This window comes from Streptomyces cyaneus, from assembly GCF_004028635.1.
Lineage (GTDB): Bacteria > Actinomycetota > Actinomycetes > Streptomycetales > Streptomycetaceae > Streptomyces > Streptomyces cyaneus.
The window spans coordinates 187,099-207,261 of record NZ_RQJW01000010.1; the positions used below are offsets into that span (position 1 = coordinate 187,099).

The 20,163-nt window shown below is 72.0% G+C and carries 21 protein-coding genes; 14 read left to right on the forward strand and 7 right to left on the reverse strand.

Annotated elements, in window-relative coordinates; all coding sequences use genetic code 11:
- The first annotated feature begins 71 nt into the window (after positions 1-71).
- The 4 genes from EHO50_RS33085 to EHO50_RS33100 all read left to right on the forward strand — a co-directional run bounded on the left by EHO50_RS33085 (position 72) and on the right by EHO50_RS33100 (position 2,549).
- The gene (locus tag EHO50_RS33085; protein ID WP_128434924.1) at positions 72-767 is read left to right on the forward strand and encodes a hypothetical protein; all 696 of its coding nucleotides are present in this window, start codon (positions 72-74) and stop codon (positions 765-767) included.
- Positions 764-1,051 carry a hypothetical protein gene (locus tag EHO50_RS33090; protein WP_128434925.1) on the forward strand — a complete coding sequence of 96 codons (288 nt, stop codon included), beginning with the start codon at positions 764-766 and terminating at the stop codon, positions 1,049-1,051. The genes EHO50_RS33085 and EHO50_RS33090 overlap by 4 nt, the downstream gene beginning before the upstream one ends.
- Complete coding sequence (locus tag EHO50_RS33095) at positions 1,048-1,812, forward strand: metallophosphoesterase family protein (RefSeq protein WP_128434926.1); 765 nt, start codon at positions 1,048-1,050, stop codon at positions 1,810-1,812. The genes EHO50_RS33090 and EHO50_RS33095 overlap by 4 nt, the downstream gene beginning before the upstream one ends.
- 209 nt (positions 1,813-2,021) lie before the next feature.
- A complete protein-coding gene (locus EHO50_RS33100; protein ID WP_128434927.1) occupies positions 2,022-2,549 on the forward strand; it encodes a hypothetical protein in 528 nt (175 codons plus the stop codon).
- Positions 2,550-2,566: 17 nt separating this feature from the next.
- On the opposite strand, the gene EHO50_RS33105 is transcribed toward EHO50_RS33100, so the two are convergent.
- Together EHO50_RS33105 and EHO50_RS44240 are read right to left on the reverse strand one after the other, a co-directional pair.
- Entirely contained in the window at positions 2,567-3,130 is a 564-nt protein-coding gene (locus EHO50_RS33105) for a hemerythrin domain-containing protein (RefSeq protein ID WP_128434928.1), read from the reverse strand.
- 123 nt (positions 3,131-3,253) lie between these two features.
- On the reverse strand, positions 3,254-3,427 hold the full coding sequence (locus EHO50_RS44240) for a hypothetical protein (RefSeq protein WP_164905005.1): 174 nt from the start codon (positions 3,425-3,427) through the stop codon (positions 3,254-3,256).
- 379 nt (positions 3,428-3,806) lie between these two features.
- Between EHO50_RS44240 and EHO50_RS33110 the strand changes: the two genes are divergently transcribed.
- From EHO50_RS33110 to EHO50_RS33120, 3 genes are all read left to right on the forward strand, one after another.
- Positions 3,807-5,057, forward strand: coding sequence for a polysaccharide pyruvyl transferase family protein (locus tag EHO50_RS33110; protein ID WP_128434929.1), 1,251 nt, complete (start codon positions 3,807-3,809; stop codon positions 5,055-5,057).
- Positions 5,058-5,132: 75 nt separating this feature from the next.
- Entirely contained in the window at positions 5,133-6,584 is a 1,452-nt protein-coding gene (locus EHO50_RS33115; RefSeq protein ID WP_128434930.1) for an FAD-dependent oxidoreductase, read from the forward strand.
- Between the two features lie 77 nt (positions 6,585-6,661).
- The gene (locus EHO50_RS33120; protein WP_128434931.1) at positions 6,662-7,441 is read left to right on the forward strand and encodes an SDR family NAD(P)-dependent oxidoreductase; all 780 of its coding nucleotides are present in this window, start codon (positions 6,662-6,664) and stop codon (positions 7,439-7,441) included.
- 90 nt (positions 7,442-7,531) lie between these two features.
- On the opposite strand, the gene EHO50_RS33125 is transcribed toward EHO50_RS33120, so the two are convergent.
- A complete protein-coding gene (locus EHO50_RS33125; protein WP_128434932.1) occupies positions 7,532-8,107 on the reverse strand; it encodes a GNAT family N-acetyltransferase in 576 nt (191 codons plus the stop codon).
- Between the two features lie 97 nt (positions 8,108-8,204).
- Complete coding sequence (locus tag EHO50_RS33130) at positions 8,205-8,858, reverse strand: phosphoribosyltransferase (RefSeq protein ID WP_128434933.1); 654 nt, start codon at positions 8,856-8,858, stop codon at positions 8,205-8,207.
- A gap of 145 nt (positions 8,859-9,003) precedes the next feature.
- Here EHO50_RS33130 and EHO50_RS33135 point away from each other — a divergent pair, with 145 nt between their 5' ends.
- From EHO50_RS33135 to EHO50_RS33145, 3 genes are all read left to right on the forward strand, one after another.
- Complete coding sequence (locus EHO50_RS33135; RefSeq protein WP_128434934.1) at positions 9,004-9,456, forward strand: YbhB/YbcL family Raf kinase inhibitor-like protein; 453 nt, start codon at positions 9,004-9,006, stop codon at positions 9,454-9,456.
- Positions 9,457-9,502: 46 nt separating this feature from the next.
- The gene (locus EHO50_RS33140; RefSeq protein WP_128434935.1) at positions 9,503-9,787 is read left to right on the forward strand and encodes a hypothetical protein; all 285 of its coding nucleotides are present in this window, start codon (positions 9,503-9,505) and stop codon (positions 9,785-9,787) included.
- 136 nt (positions 9,788-9,923) lie between these two features.
- Entirely contained in the window at positions 9,924-10,256 is a 333-nt protein-coding gene (locus EHO50_RS33145; RefSeq protein ID WP_128434936.1) for a hypothetical protein, read from the forward strand.
- A 27-nt stretch (positions 10,257-10,283) separates the two neighbouring features.
- On the opposite strand, the gene EHO50_RS33150 is transcribed toward EHO50_RS33145, so the two are convergent.
- A complete protein-coding gene (locus EHO50_RS33150; protein WP_128435067.1) occupies positions 10,284-13,190 on the reverse strand; it encodes a glycosyl hydrolase 115 family protein in 2,907 nt (968 codons plus the stop codon).
- A 346-nt stretch (positions 13,191-13,536) separates the two neighbouring features.
- Here EHO50_RS33150 and EHO50_RS33155 point away from each other — a divergent pair, with 346 nt between their 5' ends.
- Entirely contained in the window at positions 13,537-14,178 is a 642-nt protein-coding gene (locus tag EHO50_RS33155; RefSeq protein WP_128434937.1) for a phosphoribosyltransferase, read from the forward strand.
- A 52-nt stretch (positions 14,179-14,230) separates the two neighbouring features.
- On the opposite strand, the gene EHO50_RS33160 is transcribed toward EHO50_RS33155, so the two are convergent.
- Positions 14,231-15,355, reverse strand: a complete 1,125-nt coding sequence (locus tag EHO50_RS33160) for a CapA family protein (protein WP_128434938.1) — start codon at positions 15,353-15,355, stop codon at positions 14,231-14,233.
- A 737-nt stretch (positions 15,356-16,092) separates the two neighbouring features.
- Here EHO50_RS33160 and EHO50_RS33165 point away from each other — a divergent pair.
- Positions 16,093-17,505 carry an RtcB family protein gene (locus EHO50_RS33165; RefSeq protein WP_128434939.1) on the forward strand — a complete coding sequence of 471 codons (1,413 nt, stop codon included), beginning with the start codon at positions 16,093-16,095 and terminating at the stop codon, positions 17,503-17,505.
- 86 nt (positions 17,506-17,591) lie between these two features.
- Here the strand turns inward: EHO50_RS33165 and EHO50_RS33170 are convergent, their stop codons facing one another.
- Positions 17,592-18,047 (reverse strand): archease, encoded by a 456-nt coding sequence (locus EHO50_RS33170; protein WP_128434940.1) that lies wholly within the window; start codon positions 18,045-18,047, stop codon positions 17,592-17,594.
- A 123-nt stretch (positions 18,048-18,170) separates the two neighbouring features.
- Between EHO50_RS33170 and EHO50_RS33175 the strand changes: the two genes are divergently transcribed.
- Both EHO50_RS33175 and EHO50_RS33180 read left to right on the forward strand, forming a co-directional pair.
- Entirely contained in the window at positions 18,171-18,611 is a 441-nt protein-coding gene (locus EHO50_RS33175) for a TIGR03668 family PPOX class F420-dependent oxidoreductase (RefSeq protein WP_246101639.1), read from the forward strand.
- 132 nt (positions 18,612-18,743) lie between these two features.
- On the forward strand, positions 18,744-20,141 hold the full coding sequence (locus EHO50_RS33180; protein ID WP_342787019.1) for a gluconate:H+ symporter: 1,398 nt from the start codon (positions 18,744-18,746) through the stop codon (positions 20,139-20,141).
- The last annotated feature ends 22 nt before the right edge of the window (positions 20,142-20,163 follow it).

A 20,163-nucleotide genomic window follows, 5' to 3' on the forward strand; every position in this document is an offset into this window, starting at 1 on the left:
GGAGCCTTTCCAGCCCGCCCCGGGCCCTGCAGGGGCCCGCGCCGGTCGGCCGGACGGCGAACGGAGTCGTCATGACGCGGAACCGGGAGAGCGCGACGCCCGCTCGGCGAGCTGGGACTCCACGGCTGCGCACGGTCAGGGAGAACCCGGTCCAGCCGGCGTCGCGGGAACCGCACGCGTACAACAACCACGAACCGCCCAGCGATCGCAGCCAGGCGATCCTCGAGGCCGCGAAGCAGGTCGGTTCGGTCCTGAAACGGGGTGGGCACACCTTCGCCGTGGCCGGAAGCGTGGCCGTCTACGCCCACGGCGGCAGCGGTCACCTGCGGCACGACGCCGACTTCTGCGTACGCCGCTCCGACGCCGAAGCGGTGGCGGGAACGCTGACCGAAGCGGGCCTCACGGTCCGTACCCCGCCGGAGGACTGGCTGCTGAAGACCACGTGCTTCGGCGAGGAGGTCGACCTGCTCTTCGAGCTCGGGCACCGCCCGGTCACCTCGGACATGCTGGCCCGGGCCCAGGAGCTCCCGGTCGACTCGGTGCACATGCCCGTCCTGGCGGCGACGGATCTCATGCGGGCGCTGATCGAGCCGTTCTCGGAGCACCACTGCGACTTCGGGCCGGTGCTCGCCGCGGCCCGCGCCCTGCGCGAGAAGGTCGACTGGCAGGACGTACGAAGCTCCTGTGGGGACAGACCGATGCCCGCCGCGTTCTTCTTCCTCCTGGAACGCCTGAACGTCATCGCCCCTCAAAAGGAGCCCCGATGAGCGAATACGCCGCCCGGCCCGCTCCCGGCGCCGGCGGAGCGCACAACCTGGACTACCGCGTGGCCCATCTCGCCGACCACCTGGCCGCCGGGGACCTCGGCGAGCTGGGGGTGCGGATCGAGATCCGCGGCGAGGCGGTTCTGCTGACCGGCACCGTGCCGTCCGTGCAGTGTCGTGACGACGTCCTGCGCATGGCCCGGGACGAGCTGCCGGAAACCCCCGTCCACTGCGACATCGTGGTCGCGGACGCCTCCGCGCCCGACCACGCCGAGGAGGTCGAATGATCCGGATAGCGGCCGTCGGGGACATCCACATGGGACCCGAGAGCAAGGGCCGGCTCCGTCCCTCGTTCGAGACCCTGCCCGACAGCGCCGACGTCCTGCTGCTCGCCGGGGACCTCACCCGCCACGGCACCCCGGAGGAGGCCCGGGTGGTCGCACGCGAGGTCGAGGGCCTGGCGGTCCCGGTGGTCGCGGTCCTGGGCAACCACGATCACCACGCCGACTGCCCCGACGAGGTCGCCGACGTGCTGCGGGACGCGGGCGTGCGCGTCCTGGAGGGGCAGGCGACGGTGGTGAGCAACGGTCACGCGCGCATCGGCGTGGCCGGTACGAAGGGGTTCGGCGGCGGATTCGTGGGCCGCTGCGCCGGTGAGTTCGGTGAGCCGATCATGAAGGAGTTCGTCAGGTACTCGCGCCGGCGCGCCGAAACCCTGCGGGACTCCCTGCTGGAGCTGCGGGAGCAGGACTGCGACGTACGCATCGCCCTCACCCATTTCTCCCCGGTCCCGGACACGCTGGCCGGCGAAGCACCCGAGATCTACCCGTTCCTCGGCAGCTATCTGCTGGCCGAGGCGATCGACACCGCAGGCGCCGACCTCGCGGTCCACGGGCATGCGCACCTGGGCACGGAGCACGGCATGACCAGCGGTGGCGTGAAAGTGCGTAACGTCGCACAGCCGGTCATCGGCCGGGCGTTCCACGTCTACCACCTTGCGGGGCCGGAGCGGACGACGGCCGTGGCGTCGGGCCGCCGTACGGGCTGACCGCAGGCCGTCGCGGTGTGTTGCGGTGTGGGCGAGGCCACGCCGCTCACGCGGCCGCAGGCATGTCCGCGGGCCGGGGGGACGGGCTACCGTCTGATGGATCCCCGTTCATGTGGTGGATCCATGATTCATGTGGTGGATCCATGTCGATGGATTCGATTCCCCCTGATCCCCTACCCCCGTACCCCCGTACCTCGGACGGCCCGCCAGTGCTCGCAGATCTCTCCCCGCTCATCGCGGCGACCACCCAATGGCTGACGCGTTCCTACCCTGCGTGCGGTGGCGCGCTTGCCGCCGCCCTCGGTGAGGTTCAGGCCCGGCAGGCCGTCACCGTCGCGGCGTGGCTGCGCTACCCGACACCGACGGACGCCGCGCTGGTCGGGATGGCCGGCCCCGGCGGCTCGGCCGGCCTGGACTGGATCACCGGCGCGGACACGACCGCCGACGACGAGGCGGACGACTTCGCCTGGCGCACCTGGGTGGACGAGGTCGTCGCGAGCTGGGCGGCCTGTCTGCTCTCCGACGCCGAGCTGGCCCGCCTCGCGGTCGCCGCGCTCGCCGACGGCGGCCACGCGACCGACGTGCCGGTCGAGTTCCGCCGCCTGGTGACCCCCGACACCCGGGACCGCGAGGCAGCGGCCCTCCTGCGCCACCCCGACCTCCTCGCCCCGGTGGCCGCCCTGCACCGCCCCGCCCTGCACGAGCGCCTCGACCCGGGCCCGGCACTCATCGCCTGAGCCGTGAGAAGTCGGAGTCAGTCCTTCTTGCCGCGCCCCGTCAGCGCGTCGCGCAGCCGGTCGATCAGGCCGACCCCCGGGGCCAGCAGCTTGTTGGCCGGCGGCTTGTCCGGCGCGGACGGGTGCGGGCGGGTCGGCGCCAGCTTCTTCGCCTGGCGCACCTTGTCGCCCAGGTCGTTCAGCGTGTTCTCGGGGCATGCCGCGCGCAGCTTGGGGAAGAGGTTCTGTTCCTCGTCGGCGATGTGTGAGCGGATCTCCGTCATCAGCATCCCGATGATCCGGTCGAACTCGGGATCATCGGCGTCGCACGCCTCCAGGTCCTTCATCATCTGCTCGGCCCGGGAGTGGTCGTCGGTCTCCTTGTCGGCCAGCGCGTCCCCGTTCGCCAGGTGCTCCCGCACGGCCGGGTACAGGTAGGCCTCCTCGGCGACCGAGTGCCGGACCAGCTCGATCGTGGCCTGGTCGGCGTACAGCTTGCGGTCCTTGTCACCGGACGGAAGCGCCTCGATCCGACCGAAGAACTCCTCGACCTCGCGGTGATCGGTCACCAGCTCGTCGATGACGTCGCCACCATGGCCCATGTCCTCCACCTCCAGCATCGAACGGGGGCCCGGACGGCCCGCCGCGGCTCCGAGTGCCCGCGGGCGCCGGGCTCACACGGGAGACCTCGACGCCGGTGGCCGTTGCGCGTGCCGTTGCTCGCGTCAGGCACGACCACCGGGGCGGTCGGTGTCCATGGTCGTTTCGGTGACGTCGTCACGCTCGCCCTCCGCCTGGGAGGGCGTCGTGTACTCGGGAGTCGGATGGTCGGCCCGTGGGGTGTCGGCGTCGTCGCGCTCGCCCTCGGCCTGCGACGGGGTGTGGTGGCTCACGCTCATCGTGTCGTCCCTCCTCGCACGGGACGGGTCGGTCGGCCCTCCTCGGGGCGGGGAGGGGGCCCGGCACCGTCGAGCGCAGGAACGGGTACCCCTGCGCCCCGACGGCGACACCGAAGGACGGGCGGTGCGTGAGCGCCCATACTGGCTCTACGGGCGCATACGAGCGCGTCTCCTCGCCCGTGCCCCGCCGCCGTCCCGCACCGGCGGCCACCGGAAAGTCCCAGGTGAGGTTTCCTCCGCAAGGCCCGGGCAACTCGGGCCCGACGCCACGACGGCGTGTTGCCACCGCTCCAAGACCACGCTCGCGGTCCCACGGACGGACGAGCCGTCCTGGACCGCCGCACGGGTCCCGCCCGCCTCCTTCGAACGGGAGTTCCGGATGACGATCAACCAGCACCCGTCGCCTGTCCCGGCCGACTCCTCGGACCTGCGGATCGGTCTGCTCGGCTCGTACGGCGGGTGCAACATCGGCGACGAAGCGATTCTGATGTGTGTACTGAGCTGTCTGCGCGCCCATCGGCCGCAGGCCCGGCTCGTCGTCTTCAGCCGGAACGCCGACCACACGCGCACCCATCAGTGGGCTGCCGACGAGGTGGTCGACTGGGAGGGCGTACCGCAAAAGCCCGTCCTCGACGCCCTCGCCGGACTGGATCTGCTGGTGCTGGGCGGCGGCGGCATCCTCTACGACGGTGAGGCCCGGCGCTACCTGCGGCTGGTGAAGGCGGCACACGAGCGCGGTGTACCCACCTTCGCCTACGCGGTCGGCGCGGGCCCGCTGCGCGAGGCGGACGACCGGGAGGCCGTACGCACCGTGCTGCCGGAGATGAACGACGTCGTGGTACGCGACGAGGAGTCCCGCCTCGTCCTGGAGGAGGTCGGCGTCGAGCGCGAGCTCACCGTCACCGCCGACCCGGCGCTGCTGCTGACACCCGAGCCCTTCACCGAGGAGATGATGCGGCACGAGGGCCTGCCCACCGACGCCCGGCTGGTCGGGATGTCCGTGCGCGAGCCCGGCCGGGCGGCGGAGAAACTCGATGAGGACGACTACCACGCGCTGCTCGCCGACGTCGCGGACTTCCTCGCCCGGCGCCTGGACGCGCACGTGGTCTTCGTGCCGATGGAACGGCAGGACGTCCGCCACGCCCACGGTGTGCTGTCCCGGATGAGCGCTCCGGACCTGGGCCGCATCCTGCACAACTCCTACAGTCCCGGCGAGGTCCTCGGCTTCATGAGCCACCTGGACATGGTCGTCGGCATGCGCCTGCACGTCGTGATCTTCGCAGCGCTCTCCGGGCTGCCCGTGCTGCCGCTGCCGTACTCCGGCAAGGTCTTCGACTTCGCCCGCCGTACGGGGGCGCCCGCGCTCGTCGGTGTGGCGCGGGAGCAGGCCGGACTGCTGCTCGCCGAGGTGGACCGGCTCTGGGACGAGTTCCCGCGGCGGCAGGAGGACATGAAAGCCCGGGTCCAGGGGCTGCGGACTTTGGCCCGGGAGACCTGTGCCCGCTGCGGAGCCCTCCTGGACTCGGTCGACATCAACGGCGGCACGCGCGCCGCGGAACGGGCGCAGGGCGCCGACCTGATTCTGACCCCGGGCACGCGGACGGCCGGCCTGAGGGACCGCGGCGCGTGACGCCGACAAGCGCCGCGGGCCGTCGGCCGTAACGGAGCGAGCCGTCCGCAACCGACCCAGTCGACGGGAGAAGCGATGCCGATCCTGGAACCCTCTCGCCCGGTCCGCACCGTCACCCTGCCACCGCGGGAGGCCCGCCACGGCGGCCGCACGGACGTCCTGGTCGTCGGCGGTGGCCCGGCCGGCACCGCCGCGGCCTATACGGCGGCCGACGCGGGCGCCGACGTGGTGCTCGTGGAGCGCTACGGCTTCCTGGGCGGCAACGCCACCGTGGCACTCGTCATGCCGCTGATGTCCTTCCACAACGAGCAGAAGCAGGCCGTGTTCAACGAGAGCGGGAAGAACAGCAGACTGCTGCCCACCGACCACGGCGAGGGGGAACCGGTGGTGGCCGGCTTCCTGTGGCTCCTGCTGGACCGGCTCACCGCACGCGGCGGCTGCGTCCCGCCGTCCCCCGACACCGGCTACACCGTGCCCTTCGACCCGGAGATCTACAAACTCGTCCTCCTCGACCTGCTCGACGAGGCGGGCGTGCACATGCTGTTCCACTCCTTCGCCTCCACCGCGCTGCCCCTCGACGATGGCTGGCGGGTCGTCTTCGAGACCAAGTCGGGGCCGGTGGTGATCGACGCCGGTGTCGTCGTCGACGGCACGGGGGACGGCGACATCGCCGCCGCCTGCGGGGCGCCGTACGAGATCGGGCGGCCGGAGGACGGGCTGGTGCAGCCGATGACGCTGATGTTCCGCGTCGTCGACTTCCTGCAGCCGCAGTTCTCCGAGTACGTCGGTGAGCATCCCGACCAGTGGCGGGGTGTGCACGGGCTGTGGGACCTCGTCCAGGAGGCCACCGAGGCGGGTGAACTGCGCCTGCCCCGCGAGGACATGCTGTTCTTCGGCACCCCGCACCCCCGCGAGGTCAGCGTCAACAGCACCCGGGTCACCCGTGCCCTCGGCACCGACGTGTGGGACCTCAGCCGCGCCGAGTACGTCGCGCGCCGCCAGATGGAGCAGATCGACCGCTTCCTGCGCCGGCACGTGCCCGGCTTCAAGAAGTCGTACGTGGCGCAGAGCGGCGTCCAGATCGGCGTACGGGAGACCCGCCGCATCCTCGGCGACTACCACCTGACCGGCCATGACATCCTCGCGGCCCGCGCCTTCCCCGACGCCGTCGCGCACGGCGCCTACCCCGTCGACATCCACAATCCCCGGGGCAGCGGCACCGTCCTCAAACGCGTCCCGCGCGGACGCTTCTACGACATCCCCCTGCGCTGTCTACTGCCCAAGGACACCGACCGCCTGCTGGTCGCCGGGCGCTGTATCTCCGGCTCGCACGTGGCGCACTCGTCCTACCGCGTCATGCCCATCTCCATGGCGACCGGCCAGGCGGCCGGGGTCTGCGCCGCGCTGTCGGTGCGGCTCGGCCGCAGTCCCCGCGACGTGCCCTACCACCTCGTGCAGCGCGCGCTGCGGCGCCAGGGCGCCCACTTGAGCCTCGAACCCCGGGAATCCGCGCAGCAACGCAGCTGACGTACCCAGCACTTGAGGCCCCGAACACGTGACGCCCCGAGCGCTGTCGAGGTGAGCGCGCGGCCTAGGGTGCGGGTATGACCTCGCATCCCTACCTCTCCGAACTCTTCTCGCTGGACGGCCGGGTCGCCGTGGTGACCGGCGGCAGCTCCGGCATCGGCCGGGCCATCGCCGAAGCCCTCGCGCGCGCCGGAGCGAGCGTCGTCGTCGTGGCCCGCAAGGAGGCGGAGCTGGCCGCGACCGTCGCCGAACTGGCGGACCACGGCTGCCGAGCGGCCTGGGTGAGCGCCGACCTGAGCACGCGTGACGGTGTGCGCGCGGCGGCCGAGAAGGCGGTCGAGGTGTTCGGGGAGCCCGACATCCTCGTCAACTCCGCCGGCATCAACTTGCGGCCCCCGATGGGTGACCTGGGCGAGGACGTGTGGGACACCACGATGGCCGTGAACCTGGAGGCGCCCTACCTGCTGGGGCAGCGCTTCGGTCCGGGCATGGCCGAGCGGGGCTTCGGGCGGATCATCCACATCACCTCCCAGCAGGCGCACCGGGCGTTCGTCCAGAGCGGCGCCTACGGAGTCTCCAAGGGGGCGCTGGAATCGCTGGCCCGTTCCCAGGCCGAGGCATGGTCGCCGTACGGCGTCACCTGCAACACGCTCGTGCCGGGGTTCGTCATGACGCCCCTCAACGCACGCCTGGCGTCCGACCCCGAGAAGGTGGCGGCGCTCGCCGCACGCACGATGGTCGGGCGCAACGGCCTGGCCGAGGACTTCGCCGGCGCGGCGGTGTTCCTCGCGAGCGGCGCCTCCGCGTACGTCACCGGGCAGGCGATCTTCGTCGACGGCGGGCTCTCCGTGCACTGAGCCCCGTCATTGAGCCCCGTCATTGAGCCCCGTCATTGAGCCCGTCACTGAGCCAGGTCACTGAGCCCGGCATGGGCCGATCCGGATCCGTCAGCCCCGCAGGTCGAGCCGCATCAGGATGCGGGGATGACCGGCCAGGACCGAAGTCGTGTCGGCCGCGTGGACGAACCCGGCGCGTTCGAAGTTCTTCCGGAGCCCGGCGTACGCCATCGTCAGGTCGACCTTGGCGTCACCGTTGTCGAGGGGGTACGCCTCGATCACCGGGGCGCCCCGGTCGCGGGCGAAGTCGACCGCGCCGGCGATGAGGGCGTGGGTGATCCCCTGCTTCCGATGGCCGGGCCGTACGCGGACGCACCACAGCGACCAGACCGGCAGGTCGTCGACGTGCGGGATCTTGCGGTTGCGTGCGAAGGACGTCGCCGAGCGCGGGGCCACGGCAGCCCAGCCGACCGGCTCGTCCCCGTCGTAGGCGAGCACCCCAGGAGGGGGGTCGGCACGGCACAGCTCGGCGACGTACTCACCGCGGGCGGGCCCGCGCAGCTCGTTGTTCACCTTGGACGGGATCCGGTAGCTCAGGCACCAACACACGCTCGCTGTGGGCGACTTCGGGCCCAGCACCGCACGGACGTCCTCGAAGACCGAAGCCGGACGAACCTCGATGGCCATGGCACCACCATGTCACGCGGCCGGGCGCACCGCCCCGACCTCGGCCTCGCGCTGATCGCCCCCGAGGGACGAGCGACCGGGCGTGACGAGTGCCCCGTCACGCCGTGGCGTGGAACGTGTGCAGCGTGTCCGTGACCTGCGTGTCGGGGACCCGGCCGAAGTCCTCGTACCACTCACCGACCGCGTGCAGGGACGTCGGCTGCACCAGACACACCAGGTCGTCGCACTCGGCGCGGACGGCGGCCGTCGTGCGTGGGCTGGCGACGGGGACCGCCAGGACCAGTCGGGCCGGACCGTGGCGGCGCAGGAAGCGCAGCGCCGCCGTGGCGGTGAGGCCGGTGGTCAGGCCGTCGTCGACGAGGACGACCGTGCGACCGCCCACGGACGGGGCCGGGCGGCGGCCGCGGTAGACGTACTCGAGGCGATGGAGCTCGTTGCGCTCGCTCGCGACGACATCGCCGAGCCGGTCCTCGGACAGATGCATCATGGCCAGGCCCTGCCGGTCGTACAGCGGCGGATCGTCGGCGACGATCGCTCCGATCGCCGTCTCCGGACGGATCGGGGTGCTGATCTCACGTGCGACCAGCACGTCCAGCGGAACGTGCAGCGCACGGGCCACCTCCGCCGCGACGGGCACGCCGCCGCTCGGCAGGGCCAGCACGAGCAGGTTGATCAGATCACCGGAATCGGCCCACTCGACCAGCCGCAGAGCGAGTTCCCGTCCGGCGTGGGTACGGTCGCGGAATGCCACGGCGCTCCTCCCCTCGAGGTCGGCGCAGCCCGCCGAGTTCCCGGCGTGGGCACGGCGAAACGAGGCAGGGCCCCCGACCCGGGGTGCCCGCACGCCGGGCCCGGCGCCGCGTGTGGCCTGCGCCCGGATGGGTACTGCGGCGCGCATGACTGACATCGAACTCACGAGCTCCGCGTTCGAAGATCACGCGATGATCCCGCGTCGTCATGCCCTGGAGGGGCAGAACGTCTCTCCGCCGTTGACCTGGTCCGGAGTGCCCGACGAGGCGGTGGAGCTGGCCCTGCTGTGCGAGGACCCGGACGCCCCGTCGGGAACCTTCGTCCACTGGTTGGTCACCGGCATCGATCCGCACGCCGACGGGCTGCCGGCGGGCGGGACCACTCCGGGCAGCCACCCGCACAGGAACGGCTTCGGAGAATCGGGGTGGGGCGGTCCACTGCCCCCGGTGGGCGATGACGCGCACCGGTACTTCTTCCACCTCTACGCCCTCCCGGGCCCCGTCTCCGTCCCGGAGGCGGCCACGTCCCAAGAAGCACACCAGGTGCTCGACCGGCAGCAGCTGGCCAGCGGAACACTCGTGGGCCTCTACCAACGCTGATGTACGCCGGGCTGCGTATGGGCCGCGCAGAGCGCATGGTGGTGGCATGAGCACGCGTCCCCCAGTGGTGGTGCAGCCGCCCGCGTCGGACGGCGGGCGTCAGGTGACGATCCGCGGTGAGCCGACCGGCATCGCGTACAGCCTGTTCGACGTGCTGGACCTGCTGCACCGCGAGGGCCTGCCCGGCGAGGACCGGGCCGTCGACGACCCCGAGCTGATCGAGTGGCGGGGCGGCGGACCGTACGACTGGAACAGCCCGGAAACACCCGATGCGCCTGACACGCCCGATGTGCCTGACACTCCTGACACGCCGGATCCGGCGAACGGGTGAACGCGGACGTCGCCCTCGTACCGCACAGACCCCACCCCGACCCCACCCTCGGATGTCCGAGGTTCCCGTCGAAGCGCCGCTGACCTTGACTGGCAGCGGCAAGTCCGAACGGAACCACGACATCACGGGGACACACATGAACCGCAGGAAGAGCATCTTCGCAGCCGGCCTGGCCACCACCGTCTCGGCCCTGGCCCTCACCCTCGGCGGCATGGCCGCCCCCGCCCACGCCGTGGGGACCGTCGACTGTGACGGCTGGGTGCACAACAACAACCCGGACCACGGCATCGCCGGCTGCCAGAACAACACCGACCACACCGTCACCTTCCGCGCCGAGGTCGTCTGCGGCTGGGCCCCGGACGTCTCCGGCCAGTGGGTGACGCTGGCGCCGGGCCAGTACGGCGAGTCCTCGGGCGTCTGCGCCGTCTACAGCTCGGGTGTCGGCAGCGTGGGCTGGGCCATCCAGTAGCGGCAAGCGTTAGCGGCTAGCGGCGGGCTACCGGCCCGGTGCCCGATCCGGGTCGGGACGGAACACCGGGTGGTAGCTCTCCGGCGGCGCCAGATAGCTGACGGGCAGCCCGCCGGTGTCGATGACGATCTGGTCGACGGCGATGCCCGGGTCGACCATGAAGATCCGCAGGACGTGCTCACCGGGCTCGTCCACCGTCACCGTGGCGGTCAGCTTCTCGACGCCGTCCTCCACGTTGCGGGCCCAGGCGTCGCCCCGGTTGCCGGTGGCGACGGCCTGGCCCGCGAGGACGGTGGCCGGCCGGTCGTCGAGCGCGACGGCCAGCCGGCGGTGGCCGCGCTCGTCGAGGGACGGCAGCCGGAAGACGGTGACCGGGAAGGTGCCGGCGCCGCCGAAGCGCACCCGGTACCTCAACTCCGGCGCCCTGGTGGCGAAGTCGGCGGTGACCGCAGCCGCAGTCGACGGCACCGCCTCCAAGGCGCCCGTACGGCGGCCCAGCCCGCGCACCACACGCCAGTGCGCCCCACCACGCGCCACCCGCTGGTCGGCGTGCACCGCGTCGATCGAGACATACCCGTGGGCCTCCACGAACCCCCGGGCCCGCAGACGCGCCCGCTCACCGTCGTTGACCACCCGCAACGGCACCTCGACCCGCTGTCCCGCCCCGCTGACGGCGACCGTGGCGTCGTGCGTCCCCTCCGGCATCCGCGCCCAGTCGAGCTCCACCCACACCCGGGTCTGCTCGGTCAGAGAGCCCCCCGCCGTGCTGAGCAGCACCCAGGGGTGGCTCGCCTCGGCCGACCAGCCCAGCGGCAGGAAGCCGGTGTTGAAGACGTCGAGGAAACGTCTGTCCCGGGTGTAGGAGGAGAAGGACAGCGGGCGCTCCGCCCCGATCTCGTTGCCCTCGGGGGCCACACCGAGCCCGGAGGTCTCCTGCCGGGCGACCCGGGTGACGGCGGGACGGCCGGGCGCCTTCGGGATCTGGGAGGGATACGGGTTGACGATGCCGTCCCACTTCCCGCCCGCCACCTCGGTGTTGTACCGCTTGGTGAGTGCCGCTTCCTCGGCATGGGCCGCCTCCGCCAGGTCGGCGAAGCGGTTGGTCCCGGCCCCGCGTCCCTGCCGGACGGCGAGCGCGTTGCGGTCCGCCCAGTAGTACTTCAGGTTCATCAAGTACGCGCCGTGCACCGGGTATTCGACCAGTTCGAAGAAGGCGTCCCGGTACTGCTCGGGCACCTCGGCCCCCACCGCCCGTACCCGCGTGAGCAACTCCTCGTACGCGGCCGTCCGCCGGCCCGCCTCGTCGCCGTGGTGGACCACGGAGAACACCCCGCGGTCGATGAACTCCGGACGCCGCTCCGCCGCGAGCCGGTAGTACTCGGTACGGATGGCGGCGATCTCCCGGCCGTACCGCCGCCCGAACTGCCGCCCGGCCCACTCGGCGAGGAAGTCCTCGACGCCGTCGGCACCCCACCGATCCACGTCCCAGGCCATGTCCATGGAGAAGGACAGACCGGTCTCGATCGACTTCACGTCACCGACGTTGAAGATCCACATCCGGTCGACGCCGTGCTCGTACACCCGCCGCAACTCCTGCCAGACCTTGGCGAGTTGGGTGGTGTCCAGCCACAGATAGCTCTTCGGGCGGCCCCAGTAGGACAGGTGGTAGTAGATGCCGTTGCCGCCCGCACGGCTGCGCTCGGCGCCGTTCGGCAGCTGGCGCATGTTGCCGTGGTTGTCGTCCGGCCAGATCAGTGTGACGTCGTCGGGGACCTGGACGCCCGCGTTGTACAGCTCCAGGACCTCCTTGTACGGGATGAAGATCTGCGGCTCGACGGCCGCGCCGACCTCCTCGGCCAGGATGCGGCGCTGGTCGGCCAAGATGTCGTTCATCACCGCGACCTTCTCGGGAATGGTCGTGGCGTACTTGGTCTCCAGCGCGCTGTCGTGCAGGCCGCGCATGCCGATCGTCCAGCTGCTCTCGTACGAGGCGTTCTGTCTGGCCCTGGCTCTCCAGTAGTCGGAGATGACGCCGGGGTTCACCGTGTAGTCGTACACCGGAAGGCTGCCGTCGGCGCCGCGGTGCTCCTCCGCCCACGGCGCCCATTCGTGGACGCCGTTGCGCAGCAGTGCCTCGGGGTGGCTGGAGCCGACGACGATGCCGTAGCGGTCGGCCAGTTCGGGGTTCTCGCGGTGCTTGTTGAAGAAGTCGGAGTACGGATGCATCGCCGGCCACAGGTAGTTGGCCTTGAGGCGGAGCAGCAGCTCGAAGATGCGCTTGTAGGTCTCGGGGCCGATGTTCTTGTCGGGCTCCTGGGTGCGGTGCGACCAAGTGGTCAGGTTCTGCTCGTCGTTGATGAAGATGCCCCGGTAGCGCACTGACGGCTCGTACCGCTTGAGCGGCCCCGCGGCCACCGTCACCGTGTCGCGTCGGGCCACGGGGACGTCGGCCCACCAGTACCACGGGGAGACCCCGATGCGCTCCGAGGTGTCGTAGATGCCGTAGACCGTGCCGCGCCGGTCGCTGCCCGCGATCACCAGGGCCCGCTCCACCCCGGGCAGCGGACGCTCCACCACCTGGGTCACCGACGCCTCCCAGTGCCCCTTCACCCGCGACACGTCCAGGCGCCCCTGCGCCACGAGCCGGTCGACGACCGGGCTGGCGCCGAGGGTGCCGACCAGGACCAGGCCTTTGGTGGCCGTCTCCGGGAGAGTGTGGCGCAGCTCGGGCCGGACTCCGCTGACCCGTTCGACGTCTGCCTGGAGATCGCCGGCCGCGCGGATCACCGCGGGGTCGTCCGCCGCGTCTACGTACAGTTCGACGGCGGCGCCGTCCCGCACCAGCGGGAAGTCGGGCCGGTGCGACGCGGCCCCGGCGGGGGCGGCCGTGGGGAGGACGCCGGTCAGCAGCGGGGCCGCTCCGGCAGCGGCCAGTCCCCGCAGGAACGCCTTGCGGGACCACGGCTGGGACCACGGATGGGACCACGGCTGGGACGGGCGGGGCGATTCGTGGTGCGGCACGAGACGCTTCCTTTCCGCGCATGTCTGCTCTGGCAATGGCTGCGGTTGGCAATGGCTGCGGTGGCACTGGCTGCACCGGCAAGGGGTGCACCGGCGACAGAAATTGGCATGGTCAGGCTAGAAAGCGCTTGCCATCCGGCACCTTAGGCCAGTCCCGTCCGAGCGGTCCAGACCCGTGCGGCGCCGGAGCCGGGCGAGGCCCGTGGTGTGTCCGGTGCCGGAGGGTGGGGTACGCGGCGACGGACGGAAGGGGAAGCCCATGCAGTTCCGTGACCGCAAGGAGGCCGGGCAGGAGCTGGCGGAGCAGCTGCGCATCCGGCAGGACAAGGGCATCCTTCCGCAGCCTGTGGTCCTCGCGCTGCCGCGCGGCGGAGTCGCGGTCGCCCGGGAGATCGCCCGGGCGCTGGATGCCCCGCTGGACGTGCTCGTCGTACGCAAGATCGGTGCGCCGTTCCACGAGGAGTTCGGCGTCGGCGCGCTCGCGGGTGACGATCCGCCGCTCTTCGACGAGGCGTCGCTGAACCGGCTGGGGCTGAGCGAGGCCGATCTGGCGCCGGTGGTGGAGCGGGAGCGCAAGGAGCTGCGGCGGCGCGAGGAGCGCTATCGGGAGGGCCGGCCGGCTCCGGAGCTGCGCGGCCGTACCGCCATCGTCGTCGACGACGGGGTCGCGACCGGTTCGACCGCCCGCGTCGCGCTGCGCGCGGTCCGCAACCAGCAGCCCCAGCGTCTGCTGCTGGCCGTACCGGTCTGCGCACCGGAGGCGGCCGAGGAACTGCGCCGCCAGGTCGACGAGTTCGTCTGCCTGCGCGTGCCGAGTCTGTTCAGCGCGGTGGGCGAGTGGTACCAGGACTTCGGCCAGCTGACCGACGCCGATGTGCTGCAGGCGCTGCGCGGCGAGTGAGGCTCTTCCGCCCCGCGCCCGATGCCGAGGAGGCCAAGCCGGGGGTGGCGGTTCATGGGGCAGCTGGTGCCGCGGGCCTCGTCAGGGTGAGCGCGCCGTCCGTTCCAAGGGCGAGACGGACGCCGTGGCTGATGCGGTCGAGAGTGCTGTGCAGCCAGGTGCGGTCCTCGGGCGGGGCGGGTTCCAGGCGCATGCGGCGGGAGATGAGGGGCACCATGCGCAGCTCGGCGAGTTCGCCCGTGTCCGCCGCCACCGTCACGAGGTGGGCGATGCGCAGGTCGTCGCGGTACTGCTCGTAGCCGGGAATGCCCTCGTAGTCGTCGATGAAGTCGCCGCAGCCGTGCAGGATCAGCCGGTCCCGGTAGACCTCGACGGGACGGGGGTGGTGGGAGGAGTGGCCGTGGACGACGTCGGCGCCCCCGTCGACCAGGGCGTGCGCGAAGCGGCGCTGTTCACGGGGGACGAGATAGCCCCAGTTGGAGCCCCAGTGCACGGACACGACGACGAGGTCGCCGGCCCGCTTCACCTGCCGTATGTGCCGCACCGCGGCTGCGGCCGTGGCGGGCGAGAGCTCGGGTGCGTAGGCGACGCCGGGCAGGTCCGCCGTCGCGGCCCACTGTGCGGGGATGCCGCTGTTGCCGGCACCGAGGGCGAACACGAGCACGCGGCCGCCGTGGGGGAGCGGGAGCGCCACGGGCGCATAAGCCTCCTCGGCGTCCCGCCCCGCGCCCGCCGTCCGTAGACCCGCCTCGTGCAGCACGTCGAGCGTCTCCTCCAGGCCTGCGCGGCCGAAGTCCTGAACATGGTTGTTGGCCAGGACGCAGACATCGGGCCGGGCCACCGTGAGGGCGGGCAGGTTGGCCGGATGCATGCGGTAGTGGACCGCCTTGCCGGGCTCGAACGCGGCACTGCGCGTCACCGACGTCTCCAGGTTGACGATCCGCACGTCCGGGGCGCTCGCCTCCAGCAGCCGCAGCGTCTCGCCCCACGGCCAGGACGGGTCGACCGGCGCCGGAATCGGTCCGCTGACCGCCTCCGCCATGCTCACGTACGACCGCGCGTCCGTGACGTACCCCTCCCGCAGCACCGGATCGCCGGGCCGGGCCAGGATCTGATCGACGCCGCGTCCGAGCATCACGTCGCCGCAGACGAACAGCGTCACCGTGCCGCCGCTCATGTCTCAACGGTACGAGGTCGTGGTGGGGGCCGGGATCAAGTCACCGGCCAGGGCTGTTCGGCGTTGCCGGGCGAGGGGCGGTGGTACGGGCCGGAGGTCTCGTCTCGTCGCGGATGGAGTCGCGGATGGTGTCGCGGGTGGTCAGCAGGGCCGGGTCGGCCTGCGGGGGGGGGGGGGGTGCCTCGGGCGCGAAGGGGCTGGGCGGGGCGCTGCCCAGGCGCAGCCAGTGGCCTGGGCCGGCGTGGGCATGGTCGCTGGGACTTCGGGCGTCTCGATCTCCGGCGTTGCCGGGGTGGCGGTGGCGCCCGTGCGAGCGTCTCGTCGGGCCTCCTGGGCCTCCGGGCCGCCGACCCGGAGAGACGGCCTGGGTCCGGGGTGCCTCGGGCGCGAAGGGGCTGGGCGGGGCGCCGCCCGGGCGCAGCCAATGGCCCGGGGGCGTGGGCATGGTCGCTGGGACTTCGGGCGTCTCGATCTCCGGCGTTGCCAGGGTGTCGGTGGCGCCCGTGCGAGCGTCTCGTCGGGCCTCCTGGGCCTCCAGGGCCTCCGGGCCCTCCCGGGCCTCCAGGCCGCCGACCGGAGCCGCAGCCGTGGACCCGCAGGTCACCAGCTCGCACCGCCCCGGCAGGCACCCCCGGATGTCCTCGGCGCTCGCCGCGATAGGGAGCGCCCCACGCGGGTACCCCGCACCTGCGATGCCGGGCGCGGGAGACCGTCGGGCCGAAGTGCGGGAGGCTGCCATGGAACTGGTCGAGGAAGCTCCCCACCGCTTCCGTATCGACCGGCACGGCCCGATGCGGGTGCCGGGCGTGGTGTTCGCCTCCCGGAAGCTGCTGAACGACGCCGAGAAGTCACTGGAGCAGGTGGTCAACGTGGCCACGCTGCCGGGCATCGTCGGCGCGTCGTACGCCATGCCCGACATCCACTGGGGCTACGGCTTCCCCATCGGCGGGGTCGCGGCGACCGACGTGGCCGACGGCGGGGTCGTCTCGCCCGGCGGGGTCGGCTTCGACATCTCCTGCGGGGTGCGGTTGCTCGCCGCAGACACCGATCAGAAGGGGCTGGAGTCCGGGCTGACCGAGGTGATGGACGGCCTGGACCGGGCCATCCCGCGCGGCGCCGGTCCCGGCGGGGTGTGGCACCTGACCGGCCCCGGCCAACTGGAGCGGATCCTGCGGGGCGGCTCCCGGTACGCGGTGGGGGAGGGGCACGGCGAGGGACGCGACCTGACGCGCTGCGAGGACGGCGGGGCGGTCGCCGACGCCGACGTGGACCAGGTGAGCGCCCGGGCGCGCGAGCGCGGACTCGGGCAGGTCGGGAGCCTCGGGTCCGCCAATCACTTCCTGGAGGTGCAGCGCGTCGACGAGGTGTACGACGAGAGGGCCGCCGCCGCGTTCGGGATCGCCGTCGGCCAGGTGTGCGTGATGATCCACTGCGGTTCCCGCGGCCTCGGCCACCAGATCTGCACCGATCACGTCCGGCTGATGGACCGCGCGATGACCCGCTACGGCATCAAGGTCCCCGACCGGCAACTGGCCTGCACGCCGGTCGAGTCGCCGGAGGGGCAGCGGTACCTCGGCGCGATGGCCGCCGCCGCCAACTACGGCCGCGCCAACCGCCAGTTGCTGTCCGACGCGGCCCGCAAGGTCTTCCACCGCGCCGGGGGAATCCGGCTGTCCCTGGTGTACGACGTCTCCCACAACCTCGCCAAGATCGAGACCCACCAGGTGGCCGGAGCGGGCCGCACTCTCTGCGTCCACCGCAAGGGCGCGACCCGCGCCTTCCCGCCCGGCCATCCGGACCTGCCCGACGACCTGCGCGAGGTCGGCCAGCCGGTGCTGATCCCGGGGACGATGGGCACCGCCTCCTACGTCCTGGTCGGCGTGGCGGGCGGAGACGCGTTCTCCTCCACCTGTCACGGCGCGGGCCGCGTCCTCAGCCGGCACCGGGCCGCCCGCACGGTGGGCGGCCGTGAACTGCGGGCCCGGTTGGAGTCGGCGGGCATAGCGGTACGCCCGCGCTCGCTGCGCGGCCTCGCGGAGGAGACGCCCGAGGCGTACAAGGACGTGAGCGAGGTGGTGGCCGCGAGCGAGGGGGCACGGCTGTGCCGGACGGTGGCCCGGCTGGTGCCGCTGGGGGTGGTGAAGGGCTGAGGGGAAGGGTTGAGGGGAAGGGCTTAGGGAGAGGCCAGGCGGTTGAACGACCGTAACGACCGTTGGGCCGCCTGGACGCGTACGCCTCACACGTCCACAGTCACCGCGCACGACCACCCGTAGGGATCCGGCCCGAAGTGCAGCCCGTGCCAGGAGACGCCCTTCGGGGTGGCACCGGTGACCTCCACGTCCGCCAGTTCGACGAGCGCGAGGCGCACGTCGAGGTCGCCGTCCGTGGGGTCGGCCTCCAGGTCGACGGGCACGCGGCCGTCCACGTCGAGGCGGAAGACGACCTCGTCGAGGAGCGCCGTCAGCAGACCCTCGTCGCTGTCCTGTTCCAGCCGCACCCGCTCCACCGAGGTGGGCCGTACCGCCGTGACGTCCGCGAAGCACTCCACCATGCCCAGCGCGGCCTCGACCAGGCAGCGCTCCCGGCTCACGCCCCACGCCTCGACGCGGACGTCGGCTGTGTGCGGCACCGCCCGGTGGCCGCTGGAGCCACGCCGCCGTGTCTGGATGTCGTCGTCGGTGTCGCCGACCATGTGCACTCACCTCTGATCCGCTCGGCCGGCCAGGCCCAGGAGCCGTCTCCCCGCGAGGGGCGGTACGTCGATAGGGGTACCCGCCTGGGGGCACCCGTACCGCTGAGACCGAAGGAGCGGACAGTGCCGGACATGGAGGAGGACGAGGCGCGCCGCCGGTTCGCCGCTGCCCGGGTGGCACGGCTGGCGACGGTCGACCCGGTGGGACGCCCGCACCTGGTGCCGGTGGTGTTCGCCGGGCGCGGCGACCGGATCGTCACCGCCGTCGACCGCAAGCCGAAGCGCTCCGAGCGGCTCGGGCGGCTGCGCAACATCGCCGGCCACCCGGCGGTCAGCCTGCTCGTGGACGTGTACGACGACGACTGGGACCGCCTGTGGTGGGTCCGGGCCGACGGCGAAGCCCGGACCCTGCTGCCCGACGCGTCCGACGAGACGATGCGCGACGAGTACGCCGTAGCCGTCGGTCTGCTGCGCCAGAAGTACCCCCAGTACCGGCAACAGCCCCCGGCAGGCCCCGCGATCGTGATCACCGTTGTGCGCTGGACCGGCTGGCGGGCCTCGTAGATCGGGGCTTCGTAGACCGGCGCACCGTAGGGCGGCTCGTGGGCGCGCCGCAAAAACCACCGCTGCAGACCCATTGACCCTTGACCATCCACGAACATAATCTCCGTCCTCATATGTAGACGACGTCTTCATATGAGGACCCCATTCGTCGGGGTGAACGTAAGCGGCCGACGTTCAAAGGAGAACCGCACTATGCCGCTCGTGGTGGTCGGGATCAGTGTTCTGGTCCTGCTCGTGCTGATGACCAAGCTCAGGCTGAACGGCTTCGCCGCTCTGCTCCTGGTGGCCGTGGGTGTCGGCCTGGTGCAGGGGATCGGGCTGGAGAAGATCCCCGACGTCCTCGCCGAGGGCATCGGTGACCAGATCGGCGACACGATGCTCACCATCGGGCTCGGCGCCATGGTCGGCAGGGTGATGGGGGACTCCGGCGCCGCCCAGCGGATAGCCGGCCGGCTCCTCGATCTGTGCGGACCGCGCTGGGTGCAGGTGGCCATGGTGCTGACGGCCATGCTCATCGGCGTGACGATGTTCTACGAGGTGGCCTTCGTGATCATCGTGCCGATCGCCTTCACCCTCGTCCGGGTCACCCGGTCGAACCTGCTGTGGGTGGGGCTGCCCATGTCGATCGCCCTGTCCACCATGCACAGCTTTCTGCCGCCCCACCCCGGCCCCACCGCGGTGGCCGCCACCTTCCACGCCTCCGTCGGACTCACCCTGTTCTACGGCCTGTTCATCGCCGTCCCGGCCGGCGCGCTCATCGCCCTGCTGTGGCCCCGCCTGCCCTTCGTCCGGGCGATGAACCCCGCCATCCCCAAGGGCCTGGTGAGCGAGCGCGTCTTCGACGACGACGAGATGCCCGGCATGGGCTGGTCGCTGTCCGTCGCCCTGCTGCCCGTCGTGCTCATCGCCGGGGCCGCCGTGACCGACCTGGCCGCCTCCGGGGACAGCGGCCTGCTGCACTTCGTCGCGTTCATCGGCTCCGCGCCGATCGCCCTGCTGCTGACCCTGCTCGTGGCCATCTGGGCGTTCGGCCCGCGGATCGGGCGCAGCCTGGCCGAAGTCAGCGCCTCGTGCAAGGAGGCCGCCCAGGCGATGGCGATGATCCTGCTCGTCATCGGCGCGGGCGGTGCCTTCAAGAACGTCCTGGTCGAGGGCGGGATATCCGACTACATCAAGGACGCGACCGACGGCTGGTCCATCTCCCCGATCCTCCTCGCCTGGCTGATCGCCGCCATCCTCCGCGTGGCTCTCGGCTCCGCGACCGTCGCCGTCGTCACGGCCTCCGGCGTGGCGCTGCCCCTGCTCGCGGGCAGCGGCGTCCACCCCGAGGTGATGGTCCTCGCCGTGTCCTGCGGCTCGATCGCCTTCTCCCACGTCAACGACCCGGGCTTCTGGATGTTCAAGGAGTACTTCAACCTGTCCGTCCTGGACGCCATCAAGGCCCGTACGACCTACACGACGGTTCTCGCGGTCCTGGGCCTGGGCGGTGTACTCGTCCTGGAACAGGTCCTGGACGCCCTCAACATCTGACCGCTCACCACGCCTCGACCGC